The following is a 12,809-nucleotide window of genomic DNA, read 5'->3' as shown; positions in this document are numbered from 1 at the left end:
TGGCGAAGGGTTAAGGGACCTGGATCGACTCCGACGATGCCGGCGAGTCGGACGATGAGTCGCTCAATGTCGGCACAGCGAGCTTGCGTTCGAGATCTTCGACGAGCTTGTCGACCAAGTTCGGATCGTCCAGTCGCTTCTCGATTGCACTGATCCCCCGAGTCTCGATCAGCTTCTGTTTCTCGGCCGCCTTCCGCAGAAGACGGCGTCGCGACTCCGGGAAGTAATTGATCAGCGCTTCGAGGAGTGCACCGGTTGCATCATCGATCGAGTTACCAGCTAGACCTTCACCAAAGGCCTCGTCGGTAATCTGCTGCTGATCTGCTTGTGGTTTACAGATCGCAAACAGTACATCGCCCAAGAGCAACGGATCGGTCGAGAGTCGTGTGATCAAATCACCGTCAATCGCTTCCAGCAGATGCACGCCGGTGAGAGTCTTCACGCGGCGCAGCGTCGTGTTATCGATATCCACAATCCAAATGCGACCGGCGCGGTCAACGAACTTCTGCATGATGCCTCCCTGAGTGTTATGAATCCTCTAAACCAACGACAACGACAGCGATCAAGGACCAGCCAAGCCCGGTCCAACATTCATGCCACCACCGCCAGTCGATTGCGTTGGTTTGAGAGTCACATCAGCGGAAATGACCTCCTCCAAGTTCTGGTTGACATTGAACGTCATCACTTCGCAAGTCAGCGTGAGCGTTCCACCAGCGTCGCTGATGCCGACATCACATGGATCACCGCTGCTCCACAAGCCTTGAAGCAAGCCGAACGCGCTATCACCATCTTTGTTCAGCACTGTGAACTCGATGGACGCATCCTTCAGCGTTCCGACCGTTGCGCGCCAGCCGTTGTTGGCACGAGTACTGGCATCGGCTTCGGCCTTTTCAAGGCTGACCGTCAGATCCTTGACATTGGTGATCTCGGCTCCGTCGATGGTGAGGACGGCTTCGAGACCAAGTCTTACTTCTGGCATCGTGAATGATTCCTTATGGCGAACGTTTACTGAACTGAGTTGGCCCAAAACATGGGGAGCCGACTCCGGTTGGCATCCAGTGCCGGCTTCATGAAGGGGCGCTTGGGGTAATGACGAGGTTTGTTGTCACTGCGGCGCTCGTTCTCTTCAGCAACCAAGCGAGTCGCTCGATTGGCTTGTGCTGCGGTTCGCAATTCGATCCGCGCAAACTTCGTTTTGTTTCCGTGCTGCTTGATTCGGATCGGACCATGCTCGCCAACTCGAAAGCGATGTGGCTTCAGCTTGCGACGTTTGGTTGCCACGCCTCCGAATTCATGGAGGTTCCAAAGGCGGCCCGCGATCTCATTCACAGGCCCGATGATGACTTCGGTCTTGTTATTGGTTACTTCGTAGCGAATCACTCGCCTGAGCATGCCCGTCTGGGTGTTCGGTGGGCTTCCAGGCTTGGACGGATTCTTACGCTTACGAATGCTCCGACTTGCTGTTTTACGGATGGTACCGCCGGCCTCGCTGATCGATGTAAAGGTGGCAGTTTCCACCTTCTTCTTCAGCGTTCGCTTATCGAATTGAGTTCGAACGGTGAGCCTGATCATCGCGCCAGTTCAAAGGTTAGGGTCAACAAGCTTGTAAACTGACGCAGCTGCTCCCAATGTTCACTGGAGTACAGCACGGCATGTTCGGCCTTCACACAGCGAGCCGCTTGAAACGAGGCAAGTCGCTTGAGTCGAAACTCGTCGGCGATCTTTTCCACCAGGTCCACTAGCGGGTCGATCTCCTGATTGGTTCCCTTCGAAAACTTCTTCTGCACAGCGACATCCACACGGCAGTGGTATCGATTGTGTGCTCGGTCATGAGGCAAAAGCTCGACGTCGCGAGGCACAACGCTGACACGCAGTTCCTTCATGTCTTCGAGGTCGAAGTTGGGAACGTACAAACGCTCGGCCACGAACTCGAAATCGAACTCGGCGGCATTGAGCTGGGCGGTGACGCTGTCGGCAACTTGTAGAACGGTCGTCATGAGGGATGGGATTCGATCTGTTTGGTGTGGATGCGGAGTTTCAAACGGAATGGGTCGCTGTAGCGCCAAGGTGGGTCGCCACCAAGGGCCATCACTTCAAAGATAAAGGTGTGGTTGCCATCGATCTCAACGATCGTGTCCCCGCGGCGTGGCAACGTTCCGATGATCGACTGGAGCAGAGATTGCGTATCGATCAGGAAATCGCGGACCTGGCTACGTGTCACAATGCCCTCGCCATCGTCCTGGTCGTACATTGACTTGCCGATCGTGGCTTGGAGCGTGGCTCCGAGCTCTCCCCGGCGGTATACGACCTGGCGAGATGCGTGCTGCGTGAGTTTGGAAGCAAGCCACTCCTGGCCTTTATGAAGCATGTCTGTCATGACTCGGCTTTTGCCTTCGTGTTGCCAAGCAGCTTCGAAGCCTTCGTTCGAACTTCATCGAGCCAAACCGCATCGGCGCGGCGCTGGTACTCGGAAGCAACCGCATTGGCCTCTTCGTCAAGCTGTTGCTGACGAAGCGTTGTTTGACGAACCGGCTGGGCTGGTTCTGGAGTTAAGAAAGCAACGGACGACGCTTGCTTGAGTTGCTCTGGTTCCCGTTTCTTCACAGGAATCAGGGCAACTGCCAGCAGGACGACGACCACAATGATGGCGATGGCTAATAACATTATTTGGTTGAACCTCATCTAGGAGAGTGGATTGGGTTAATGCAACGCTCAGCTAATGCCGCGTTTGATCAGAATGAACACGAGCAGCACGGCCGCGATTCCGATAAGTGCGACCGTGGCGATCTCGCCGGCCGAGAGCCAAAGCAGTGCGTTGCGAGTGTCTTTCGCTCCATCAAACAGATCGCGTACTCGGTCCAGAGGCCGACGGTCTTCAGAGGGTGGCGTTGGGCAATAGCCATCGGGACAGTCCTCGGCCGACAGATATAGCGTCGGTGTGATCGCATCGTCCCAGGAGTAACCTTTGGTTTTTACTGCGCCGGTTTTCTGTGCCTCCTTGGCCTGCTTGTAGAGCGTGTATCCATGACGCAAATCCGAGTAGAGCTCGTCCGGCGTGCTCGGAATCATCGAACGACCAGCGGCGTGGATGTGCCCGCCGGTTGCGTCTTGAAAGAGAACCACAGGGAACTGTTCCGCGGGCACAATGTCGGCATAGCGAGTCTTGTAGATCGCATTGGTTGCCGTGTAGACCTGGAATTCGCAGCTTTCCTTGAGCGCAGCTAGTTGCTTGTTCTGCGTGAACCATTCCTGCAGTCGCTGACTTGTCGCATCGGTGTTAACGAACAGCGCGATCTGGTAACTCTTCTTCGGTGGAGGAGCCGCGGGATTCGAAACGGGAGTTACGACCAACGGTTCTTGAGCGGGCTTTGGAATATCCACGAAGTTCGGCGTAACGGGGACCGGTTGGGCCACTGTGGGCATCACGGTTGGCGTTACAACGGTCGGTTGCACAATTGTGGGCTGAACTACCACCGGCGCGGGATAGACGCGTTGTGGTAGGCAATTCGGCGGACAGTTGCGGATCTGTTGCTTGATCTCACCCTGGGCCTGCAAATTCACCGACTGCGGCTCTTGCAACTTCTCGATCGTGCCTACGCTCGGCGCGGTGGGTCGATAGTTGGGTACCGTCCAGCTCTGCTCGGGCTGAGGCTGTGCCGGCTTGTTATGCAAAGCCGTGAATACAACACCGAGGAGAATCGCGTGGACGATTGCCACCACGATCAGCCCCAGACTTAAGCGAATTCGAATCGTATCGTTGATCATGGTGATTACAGGACCTCATAACTTTGGTAAGGCAGTGAACTACTGGGATCGTTGAGAACGGTCAGGGCAAAGCCTCCGTAGCCTGCCCATAAGCGAATGAACTGTTCACGAGGCGTGAGTTCGAAGCGCCCTGGATAGTTGTTGTCGAGAATCGCTGCGTATTGCTTCCCATCACGCTCGATCCAACCGACGAACGTGCAGCAGTGGGCCGGCTTCCACCAGAGGATCGCACCTCGCCTGGTTGCACTGGCCCAATCTAGAAACCGAGGATCAGCCTTGAGCGTGTAGCTGTAGTCGATGCCGGCCGCATCCAAGCGATCACGCAGTCGCGAGTCCCACTCGCCATCGGCATAGGTCGCTCGCCAGCGTTCGCCAAGCTCGAATCTATTGAGCCAACGGAGATGGTTGACGAGCGAGGCGTGAACGCAGCTTCCCTGACCAAGTGATCCTGTCCAATTGCGCTGATGCAATTGCACTGGCAGGTTCGCTGGTGGTTGCTCCGGTTCAGGCGTTGGCAATGCACGAACGTTGACGACGCCTGGGTCGCAACCTGCCAGTACGAGCAACAACAATACAAAGGCTGGAATCAATGGCTTAAGAATCATTTTCAGCTCGCGAAATGAACTTTCTTGGCGACGGTTAGTTCTGAGCCGCTATTGACTCAGTCTTAAGCGGACACAGCGAGTTCCTGCTGGCGCAGATTCGATCGCTTTGCCCATCATGGGGTGGGCGTAAGCGTTCTTGACCACATGCCAACTGATCTCCGACCAGTAAAGGATCGTGCCAGCGGGAATGTTGGTGGTTGGATCTTTCACTACATCGAAGACGCCCCGCATCGTGATGCTGCCACGTGAGCCCGCACTAATCCCAAACTTGGCGATGCCCACGAGCCGGTCGACGACAACCACTGAGCCAGCGGCCACGTCGGACTCGGGGACGATCGGCAAGGTGTTACCATCCGCGACGAAGATGGCTCCTGCATTTATGATTTGTGCGTTGTTGCTCACGGCGTCTCATCACTGGCTCAGGCGAACGCGGACGAAGGAATCAGTGGCGGCAGCGTCATTAACGACTTTGCCGAGATAAGTGGTGCCAACATCGTCAGCGACTACGGTTCCGTCTTCGTCGACGTAGACCTTGGTGCCCGCTTCGAACTCGACAGCCAAGGCAGGGTCTTTGGGAATGTCAAAGACGCCTTCCACAGCGATCGAGCCTAGCGAGCCGGCCTTGATGTCGCGTTTGGTAATGCCTACTAGGTCGCCTTGGATCACGATTGATCCAACCGCGACATCTACGGTCGGAGTGAAATCGACGGCCTTACCGTCATGAACGAATTGAGCTTGCATGGATTATGGAATCCTTGAGGACAAAGAATGGTTGGTTTCAGAGCGGTCAGGAGACGAGGCTTACTCGCCAGTGACCTTCACAGCGGCGCGTGGGTCTTGCGAGTTCACACCGAAGTCGATGTAAGAACGGAAGCCCATGCCAAGCGTGTTGGCAGGCATTTCAACGCGTTCGATGACCGGCGTGCGCCGACCATTGAGGAACACGATCTCAAACGCGGGCAGCACATTCGGATTGGCGAACAGATACCAGGCCGAGCCGCTGGCTCCCTGGTAGTAGCTGTCCGACAAATGCGGCGTTGAAATGACGCGATACTTGTTGCGGTGAGGGTTGTCGACCGGAATTTTTGTCGGCGTTCCTTGCGCATCGATCATCAATTGCGCAGAGCCCATCAGCAGTTCGGCGTCGGTTTCCAGTTCAACCGGGACCACCAGGAATTCGGGCCGAATGTTAATCGGCTTTTGGTCCTTGGCTTTGTTGCTCGGTCCAGCCTTCTGTTTGCGGAAGGTTGTCTTGGCAATCGTCAACGACTCGGGGCCGAACTTGGTTTCGGGGCCTTGCAGCAAGTTGGCGTTAGCCGAGGAGAAGAACCCGGTGTTCTTGAGGAGCAACGTAAAGAACAGGTCGTCGATCGACTCGGCTCCGCTGCGACCCATTTGGCGCGGGATGTCCATGAACGCGTTGAGGTCATCATTGATGATGTCGTGGCGCGTCAACGCAAGGATCTGGCCATAAGTATCAGCCTTGTTGCTGTACTTTTGGTCGGAAAGCTTGCCATGCTTGAGCTCACCATCCGGCGCAACTTTTTCAAACCCGCCGGTACCAAGCAATCGATAGCGAGCGATCTCCTTGAAGTCGCTCACAGTACCGATACTACACAGGTCAAACGCTGCGATCGGAGTCGATTCATAGGCAGACAGGAGCGTCTTGTTCATGACATTCTCGAGGATGCCAGGAAGCGACATCGTCGAAAAGCCGGCGCGAATCGTGGCCGTTCCATCGCCGAAGACGCGCGGAACATCGAACCCTTCGAGCCGTGCGCACTCGGCGACGAGCTCACGCAAGCCAATGTGGCGAAGCGGATCGGCAGCGTTGAGCGTTCGCTCTCCGTAGGCCTTGAGTAGCTTCGTTTCGTCGAGCCCTACCGATAGACAACAAGCTGCCTCGAGGACTTCGCGCCGGTACATCGGTTGGCTTGCCTGTTGGTCAGGGGCCTTGGGTCGTTCGATTCGCAGCACTGCCAACTCCGTTTTGGTAACGCTCCAGCCTTCTTCAATGGCGCGAGCTTCGATCTCTGGATGCTTGCCAGCACACACTTTGCGAATGCCGGCGATACGTTTGGATTCAGCAGCAGCTTCGATACGCATCTTGGAAACGACTCCACTGGTTGTCGTCCGCTTGGGCTTTGCAGACAGTTCAAGACTTGCGTTAACTGGATCGAGTTCCGAATCGTCGGTCTCGGTGGTCTCGTCATCCGGCTCATCGTTGTCGAGGTCCTCGTCATCGCCGGCTTGGCCAGCTGCGATCCGAGCCTCGGTGTCATCGTCGGCACCTAGCGCCACAAACGACACTTCGCCGAGCGTTGACTTGCGAGCGATGTACACAGGGCCTTTGAACTCGCGACTGTTGGCGGTTGCAGTCTTGCCCTCAGGAATGAATACAACCTTGTCGGCGTTCGCTCCGAGCGACGCCTGCCAAGGGAAGCCGTTCTCGCTGGTAGCGATAACTTCCTGAGCGGTGTTGCCCACGCCCGAGATCACACCAGCAACTTCGAGCCGCGAATCGCCGACCATGATGTCATCGGTATGACCAACGATACTGGCACGATCATGGTCCTTGAGGATTGGGCGCGACTTGCGAGTCACTCGCATGCCTGCTAGGTCCACAACCACAGGGTAAGGCCAGCCACCAAGACGCATCGCGCCACCGGTGTAAGCGACCATTGAGAACTTTCGCAGCGCCGGCTTGCCTTCTTCGGCAGCCTCAGCGGCTTGTAAATTGATTGAACTGGCATCGTCACAAACGATTCGCAGCGAGCTTGGTACCGACTCTGCGTCTACCTCACTCTGCTTGTTCGACTGCAATGTCTTCGTCATCCGTTACATCTCCTGGAGAAAGTGAAGTTGAATCGGTCGAGAGTCCCAGCTCACGCATGAGCGAGATCTCTTTCGCGCGTTGTTTAAGTTCCGCCTCCCAATCACGCCCCTGCCGCGCGTATTCATGGGCCAGAGTTGTCGTATGATTGGCGAGGCGGATTTTCTGGGCATTGGCTTCTTTGGCTGGGTCGACATGCTCATGTCCGTCCCAAAACCATTGATGCTCGAACGTCGAGTCGAGAGTGCGAAGCGAGTTGGGCAGATAGCCTTCGATGAGAATCGCTTCGCGCAGCCATGCGTACAGAATGCGATCCAGAATGGTGCGAGCCATTTGGGACTGCTCGACACGGATCGACTTGAAGTAGGTTTGGTGATCGAGTCGCCCGGAGGCGTAGTTGTAACCCGACGAATTACCAGCAGCGACATTAAAGGGCATGTTCAAACAACGTGCGATTTCGTTGAGAATTTCGCGTTTGAACTCGGCGTAGGTCGTTGCTGGTTGCTCAGCGTGCATCTGAGCCATCTTCCAACCGCCTGGCATCGTTAGGAGCGCTCGCTTCTCCAGTTCGATTGGCTCGAACGGTTCAGCCGCATCGGCTTCGCCTCCCGCCGGCGCATCGGTGTAGAGAATCCCAGCGAAGTCAGCTGCCGTTTCCGCAGCCGCTAAAACAGCCAAAGTGAATCGTCGCAGTTGTGCAAATAGCGGCAGTGCCGGCGTGATGTCGGGAATACCACGAATCTGCCCTGGGCGATCGCTTCGGAAATAGTGAAGGATCGAACTGGCATCTATGGTGTCATAGTTCTCGGTCAAAGAGAACGCGTCATCACCTGGATGCTCTCGAAGAACATCGTATGAGATCGGATTACCGTGCTCATCAAAGCGAATGCCATCGAGGTAACGATAACTGTCGAAAGCTAAGATGGGTGACGTAACCTGTTCGGCTTCGACGAGCTTCAAATCGAGTTGAACGGGCGAATCGATTCTTGGGTTACTGGTTAGCAAACCAAACGATTCACCGTCAGAAACGCGGGCGAGCCGCATCGTGCGTAGCTTTTCTGCCAGGCCAATTGCATCTGCCCAAGCAAAGAACTCCTGCTCAACAAATCGGTTGGCGAACGCATCGCCTGTCAGCATCTGCAATCGAGGTCCGGTACCAACACAGTCGTTGGCTAGAGTCAGCGAGATCCCCCGAGCATAGGAATTGTTAGCGATCTCGTAACGCGAACGGTTGCGTAGCGTGCGCCGCACTTCGGGGCTATTGGCCGCGCTGGCCGATAGTCCATCAGCGGCCGCCCAGTGGCGAACGTTGTCGACCGTGGTGGTCGCAGCGTCGTAGCGCCCCAGCAATCTCACCAACGACCAGGGGTGTCGGGCCGAGCGTCCACGGACGAGCGATCGATCTTTGCGATCACCGTTCTTGCTCAGAATCCCTGACAACAACTTAAACATCCGTGACTCAATCCCTACTGTTAAACCCGACACCCCTGCCTATAGAAACAAGCTCGATCAGTTGCGAACCGATTAGTCCGCACCCGGTGGCACGAGCTTGTTGAAACGAAGACCACGCTTCGGTTGAGAGGCGGCTGCCTTGGATGCCAGATACTTGTCCGCAGCGATCTGCTCGGTGAGCTTATGCTGCTCGACGCTACCGGCATCTCCTGACGCCTTAGCGGGTGCCTTGGCACTCTCGCGAATCGTTTCTTGCAAGTTGTCTGACATACTGGAAACCCTCTTCGAGTGAAAAAGAAACTCGATAGCCTCTTCCAGTACTAACTATGCAATTTGTCCGAACGACGTCCCAAAATTATTTGCGTCGGTTCTGTTGGATGTCCTTAAAACTCAAGCGTTTTGGGGATATTTCGCGTGTTGACTCCGTTCCAAATAAAATTGCTCCCTGCATCGAGGCCGCGACAGCGGAACCGACGAGACAGTCGAACCAGTGGTTGTCCGGTTGCTCGGGTCGCTGCTTCCACTCGTCGACGCTCCGGCCGCGGGCTTCCGTCTTGACGAAATACTCCGAGGTCAAATGCTCGGCGAGCATGCGGTGGGTTTCGGCGTTGGTACCGAACAGCGAGAGGCAGCCGCGATCGCCCATGGAAACACGAAGTCGAGCGTTGATGAACGACTTCCACCAGTTCGTGTCGTAGACTACGTGGCGGATGGCCCGCTTACCGGCGACGTTGGGGATACGCCAGTTGAGCCCTACGCGATCACCTGGCCGGCGTCGGTACTCGCTGAATGGCAAACTCGAAGCGCCGACGAAGCGACCGTGACTGGGGATGATCACAGCGGAGTGCGTGGACTGCCGGCAGAACTGGTAGACCACATCCGTCGATTGCCCCCAGTTAGCATCGATCAGACAGCGTCCAATGCGCATCGCTGCACCATCGTCTCGTTGCCACTCGCGATCGAGTAGCTTCGACGTCAGCGATTCGAGGCCGGCGTAGATCGATCCCTCGAGTCCGGTTCCAGTCGCTTCGGAGCTCAGCGTCTGGCGAGCCTCGCGCAGCGTGAAGTACGGACGCTGTTGGTCAGGGTAGCAACCATAGTCGATCACATAACCGGTGAAGTCGTCCTCCCAAGCGGTGACCACATAGAACAGGAGCTTTTGCTGGACGTCGATGAATGCGGTGAGATGGTTTGCACCGATCGAGACCAAGCCGCGATCCATTCGGTTGGTTTTGCTCGCGACCTCTTCTGGTTTAAGTATTCCGTCAACAACAGTCTCCGCTGGCAGAGGTTGGTTCTGGTACTCAGCGAAGAATGCTGTTTCGTCTTGCAATTTGAGATTCATCGCGTGTTGGATTGCAGAGAGTTCGTCGTAGTTGAATCGCTCTTGCCATGCGATAACGGCACCCTCGTCCATCGCGGCTTGGTTCTGACGATAGAACTCAGTGGCCGCTTCACCACCATCACCGCCACGCATACCTTCGGCGCGGATTTCGGCGTAGCGTTCCCATAACGTTTCGTTCTTAGGGAACGCGTAAACCATCTTTGTCCGCTCGCCATTCCATTCCGGATGCCGGTTGCGATCGAGGATATTGTCGGCCATATCACCCGGACGAATCACGGTACAGGGCATGATGCCCGAGATCTTCTTGCCCGGCCCAGCCAAGCCAAGGACTGCGCCGGCGAGGATGCTTTCGCGATTCGCGCATTGCGAGAGCGAACGAGCGCTCTCATCCGTTTGCGGATCATCGAGTACCACGAGACTCGGACGTACTGTTCTGCCATCGGGACGTTTAAACTTCATACCTCGGATGCGACCAGTAAGGCCGGCGACCTTGATAATCGCTCCGCTGGCGCTGCTGCCTTCGATCGTTGGCAGTACGACTTCTTTTGCGGTCCATCCGATCTGCGTGCGTTTGCCTTTGTAAAGTTGACCATTGGCTCGATTGGAAATCCCATCGAGGGCTTGGATCGGGAAGCAGACCTCGGGGAAGTCGGCTAAGAGCAGTTCGTTGCTATCGAGTTCGGTTTTGATTGAGTCGAGCATATCACACGCATGCCCTTCATCGCTGCCGATCAGACATACGAAGTTGCGATGCCCATAAAGCACTGCCCAGATACATGCGACTTCAGCAATCGAACTCTTACCGCTGCCTCGCGCCATCGCGAGCGCAAACAAACCGCCATGCACAACCGCTTGCTCGATCTTGTTGATGACCTTGATATGGTCCGGCGACCAAGCGAGATGAAACGTTAACGGGAAATACGTTTCACAAAAGTATCGGAAGTCGCGAGATGCGCGATCTTTGCGATCTGCGTTATCGACCTCCGGCAGTTCACCAATGTCACGACCTACAAGTGCAAGCGCGGCGTTACGAGCACGCGCCCGTTCTTTCATCGCATCGTACGGATCGACACCGCTCGTCGTACGAGGCGTATGACGTACGAGATGCATCCACGCGCAATATTGAAGTAGATCGACGGTCTTGTTGTCACCGATGCGTGCGCCGGCGCGTTGACGGTGCCGATACAACTGCCGCTCGCTGATCACCTCGCCCAGCGGCGTCGAGTTCAGCAGTCGGCATAGCTCACTGGGTTTTAGTTTCCTCGGATCACTCGCCACGTCCCATCTCCTTTGCTTGCCACGCGCTGTAGTACACGAGGTTGATCGTGCCATCGGCGTTCACCGGCGCACCGCTTTGTATGTCGAGGCGGATCTTCTCTGGATCGATCCGCTCTCGGTATGCGGCCGAAAGAAGCTTCGCCGCTCGCTCGATCGGAAGCCTCGTCGGATCGACCTGGCCCGTTCCTTCACTCATCGCATTCCTCCGTGACTTGGCATCTCGAAACGTGGGGCCACCGTTTGCGCACGGTCGCGTTTTGGCCGCATGTTCGCCTGGTTATGCGGAGCATGTTTGGACGCGACGGTGGCGTAATGTTGGGGCACCGGTAGCCTCTCAAAAAACATGGAAATTACTGGGAAAAACATACAAGACTTCGCTTGAGGTTCCTCGAAACGCATGGCTCATGTGTGTCATCGCGACGCAGAAAACGCGACGCAAAACACACCTCGAACCACAAAGGAACGCAACGATGAACGCAAACGAAATCGCCTTCGGAATCGAATTCGAAACCACCCTCCCCGGTACCGACAACACACCGATCGGACCCTACCACAACGGATACCAAGTACCCTGGCTGCCAACCGGATGGAAAGCAGAACGCGACGGCAGCATCCGACCCGAGAACGCCAGCCGCAAAGGATGCGAGTTTGTCAGCCCGATACTCAAAGGGGTTGAAGGCGTACGACAGGTCGAAGACGCGATCGACCAGATCAACGCTCGCGGGGGCCGAGTGAATTCCAGCTGCGGCCTGCACATAACGGTTAGCTGGAATGGCGACGCAGCCGCCTTGGCAAGATTGATTTCCTTGGTCGGCAACCACGAACGAGCGATCTACGCCTCGACCGGAACCCGCAAACGCGAACAGATGATGTACGCCAAGCGGATCAAACAATACGGCAACAAAGACAACGCCAAGAGCCGATGCGAATCGGATCGCTACCACCTGCTGAACCTCACCCACCTGACCCGCGGCAAGAACCGAATCGAATTTCGGGCCTTCGGCGGAACGCTCAACAAGACCAAGGTGGTCGGATACCTGATGATGGTTTTGGGTTTGGTTGAACTCGCCCTCAATACCAAACGCTGCAGCGAATGGGACTACATCAAAAAGGAAGGCACCAAGAGCTGCTGGGACCGACCCGGTGCCGGCCTGGGCGAAACCGAAATCAACCGATTGTTCTACCGACTCGGATGGACCAAGGGTTGGTACAAGGGTGCCCTTCGCGACAAGGTCTACGGAGAGATCGCCAGCGAAACCAAACCGGAATGGAAGAAGATCAAAACCAAACTCCTCGAGCTCGCCCGCAAATACGACCGCGCGGCCTAAACCACAACCACATAGAACGCCGCGAACGGAATCGTGGCGTTCGTCCGTTTGGTCGCGACAGTTGCGCACTGTCGCGTTCTTACGAGCATCTTCGACCATGTAACCAACATCCAGAACGACGCGACACGGGCGAACGTTGCGAACCGTGGGGCGTTCCCAGAAACATGGAAAAACATGCAGAAAAGCTGCTGGAATCGGCTTGA

16 protein-coding genes are annotated in these 12,809 nt (G+C 56.1%); 1 reads left to right on the top strand and 15 read right to left on the bottom strand.

Annotation, left to right across the window (positions count from 1 at the left end; all coding sequences use genetic code 11):
* Positions 1-10: 10 nt before the first annotated feature.
* From SH449x_RS13135 to SH449x_RS13065, 15 genes are all read right to left on the bottom strand, one after another.
* Entirely contained in the window at positions 11-511 is a 501-nt protein-coding gene (locus SH449x_RS13135; protein WP_482381781.1) for a hypothetical protein, read from the bottom strand.
* Positions 512-562: 51 nt separating this feature from the next.
* Entirely contained in the window at positions 563-979 is a 417-nt protein-coding gene (locus SH449x_RS13130) for a hypothetical protein (protein WP_482381780.1), read from the bottom strand.
* A 26-nt stretch (positions 980-1,005) separates the two neighbouring features.
* The gene (locus tag SH449x_RS13125) at positions 1,006-1,572 is read right to left on the bottom strand and encodes a hypothetical protein (RefSeq protein ID WP_482381779.1); all 567 of its coding nucleotides are present in this window, start codon (positions 1,570-1,572) and stop codon (positions 1,006-1,008) included.
* A complete protein-coding gene (locus SH449x_RS13120) occupies positions 1,569-1,997 on the bottom strand; it encodes a hypothetical protein (RefSeq protein ID WP_482381778.1) in 429 nt (142 codons plus the stop codon). Before SH449x_RS13120 ends, SH449x_RS13125 begins: the two co-directional genes overlap by 4 nt.
* The gene (locus SH449x_RS13115; RefSeq protein ID WP_482381777.1) at positions 1,994-2,377 is read right to left on the bottom strand and encodes a hypothetical protein; all 384 of its coding nucleotides are present in this window, start codon (positions 2,375-2,377) and stop codon (positions 1,994-1,996) included. Before SH449x_RS13115 ends, SH449x_RS13120 begins: the two co-directional genes overlap by 4 nt.
* Positions 2,374-2,664 carry a hypothetical protein gene (locus SH449x_RS13110; RefSeq protein ID WP_482381776.1) on the bottom strand — a complete coding sequence of 97 codons (291 nt, stop codon included), beginning with the start codon at positions 2,662-2,664 and terminating at the stop codon, positions 2,374-2,376. The genes SH449x_RS13115 and SH449x_RS13110 overlap by 4 nt, the downstream gene beginning before the upstream one ends.
* Before the next feature lie 48 nt (positions 2,665-2,712).
* The gene (locus tag SH449x_RS13105; protein ID WP_482381775.1) at positions 2,713-3,765 is read right to left on the bottom strand and encodes a hypothetical protein; all 1,053 of its coding nucleotides are present in this window, start codon (positions 3,763-3,765) and stop codon (positions 2,713-2,715) included.
* A gap of 5 nt (positions 3,766-3,770) precedes the next feature.
* Complete coding sequence (locus SH449x_RS13100; RefSeq protein ID WP_482381774.1) at positions 3,771-4,370, bottom strand: hypothetical protein; 600 nt, start codon at positions 4,368-4,370, stop codon at positions 3,771-3,773.
* 48 nt (positions 4,371-4,418) lie between these two features.
* Positions 4,419-4,772, bottom strand: a complete 354-nt coding sequence (locus tag SH449x_RS13095) for a DUF2190 family protein (RefSeq protein WP_482381773.1) — start codon at positions 4,770-4,772, stop codon at positions 4,419-4,421.
* Between the two features lie 9 nt (positions 4,773-4,781).
* Positions 4,782-5,111: a DUF2190 family protein gene (locus SH449x_RS13090; RefSeq protein WP_482381772.1), complete on the bottom strand. Its 330-nt coding sequence runs from the start codon at positions 5,109-5,111 to the stop codon at positions 4,782-4,784.
* Positions 5,112-5,171: 60 nt separating this feature from the next.
* Entirely contained in the window at positions 5,172-7,205 is a 2,034-nt protein-coding gene (locus SH449x_RS13085; protein WP_482381771.1) for a phage major capsid protein, read from the bottom strand.
* Positions 7,171-8,655 (bottom strand): phage portal protein, encoded by a 1,485-nt coding sequence (locus SH449x_RS13080; RefSeq protein ID WP_482381770.1) that lies wholly within the window; start codon positions 8,653-8,655, stop codon positions 7,171-7,173. The genes SH449x_RS13085 and SH449x_RS13080 overlap by 35 nt, the downstream gene beginning before the upstream one ends.
* 72 nt (positions 8,656-8,727) lie before the next feature.
* Positions 8,728-8,925 carry a hypothetical protein gene (locus SH449x_RS13075; RefSeq protein ID WP_479357489.1) on the bottom strand — a complete coding sequence of 66 codons (198 nt, stop codon included), beginning with the start codon at positions 8,923-8,925 and terminating at the stop codon, positions 8,728-8,730.
* Positions 8,926-9,010: 85 nt separating this feature from the next.
* Positions 9,011-11,278, bottom strand: a complete 2,268-nt coding sequence (locus tag SH449x_RS13070; protein WP_482381769.1) for a terminase gpA endonuclease subunit — start codon at positions 11,276-11,278, stop codon at positions 9,011-9,013.
* Complete coding sequence (locus SH449x_RS13065; protein ID WP_482381768.1) at positions 11,268-11,474, bottom strand: hypothetical protein; 207 nt, start codon at positions 11,472-11,474, stop codon at positions 11,268-11,270. Before SH449x_RS13065 ends, SH449x_RS13070 begins: the two co-directional genes overlap by 11 nt.
* A gap of 274 nt (positions 11,475-11,748) precedes the next feature.
* Here SH449x_RS13065 and SH449x_RS13060 point away from each other — a divergent pair, with 274 nt between their 5' ends.
* Positions 11,749-12,606, top strand: a complete 858-nt coding sequence (locus SH449x_RS13060) for an amidoligase family protein (protein WP_482381767.1) — start codon at positions 11,749-11,751, stop codon at positions 12,604-12,606.
* Positions 12,607-12,809: the final 203 nt, after the last annotated feature.

This window comes from Brakhagea baltica (assembly GCF_052161605.1).
GTDB lineage: Bacteria > Planctomycetota > Planctomycetia > Pirellulales > Pirellulaceae > JBKCUI01.
This window is presented reverse-complemented; position numbering and strand designations above follow the sequence as displayed.

Coding starts and splice junctions, on each gene's coding strand:
- SH449x_RS13135 (WP_482381781.1), bottom strand. CDS start 511: ATGCAGAAGTTCGTTGACCGCGCCGGTCGCATTTGGATTGTGGATATC.
- SH449x_RS13130 (WP_482381780.1), bottom strand. CDS start 979: ATGCCAGAAGTAAGACTTGGTCTCGAAGCCGTCCTCACCATCGACGGA.
- SH449x_RS13125 (WP_482381779.1), bottom strand. CDS start 1,572: ATGATCAGGCTCACCGTTCGAACTCAATTCGATAAGCGAACGCTGAAG.
- SH449x_RS13120 (WP_482381778.1), bottom strand. CDS start 1,997: ATGACGACCGTTCTACAAGTTGCCGACAGCGTCACCGCCCAGCTCAAT.
- SH449x_RS13115 (WP_482381777.1), bottom strand. CDS start 2,377: ATGACAGACATGCTTCATAAAGGCCAGGAGTGGCTTGCTTCCAAACTC.
- SH449x_RS13110 (WP_482381776.1), bottom strand. CDS start 2,664: ATGTTATTAGCCATCGCCATCATTGTGGTCGTCGTCCTGCTGGCAGTT.
- SH449x_RS13105 (WP_482381775.1), bottom strand. CDS start 3,765: ATGATCAACGATACGATTCGAATTCGCTTAAGTCTGGGGCTGATCGTG.
- SH449x_RS13100 (WP_482381774.1), bottom strand. CDS start 4,370: ATGATTCTTAAGCCATTGATTCCAGCCTTTGTATTGTTGTTGCTCGTA.
- SH449x_RS13090 (WP_482381772.1), bottom strand. CDS start 5,111: ATGCAAGCTCAATTCGTTCATGACGGTAAGGCCGTCGATTTCACTCCG.
- SH449x_RS13085 (WP_482381771.1), bottom strand. CDS start 7,205: ATGACGAAGACATTGCAGTCGAACAAGCAGAGTGAGGTAGACGCAGAG.
- SH449x_RS13080 (WP_482381770.1), bottom strand. CDS start 8,655: ATGTTTAAGTTGTTGTCAGGGATTCTGAGCAAGAACGGTGATCGCAAA.
- SH449x_RS13075 (WP_479357489.1), bottom strand. CDS start 8,925: ATGTCAGACAACTTGCAAGAAACGATTCGCGAGAGTGCCAAGGCACCC.
- SH449x_RS13065 (WP_482381768.1), bottom strand. CDS start 11,474: ATGAGTGAAGGAACGGGCCAGGTCGATCCGACGAGGCTTCCGATCGAG.
- SH449x_RS13060 (WP_482381767.1), top strand. CDS start 11,749: ATGAACGCAAACGAAATCGCCTTCGGAATCGAATTCGAAACCACCCTC.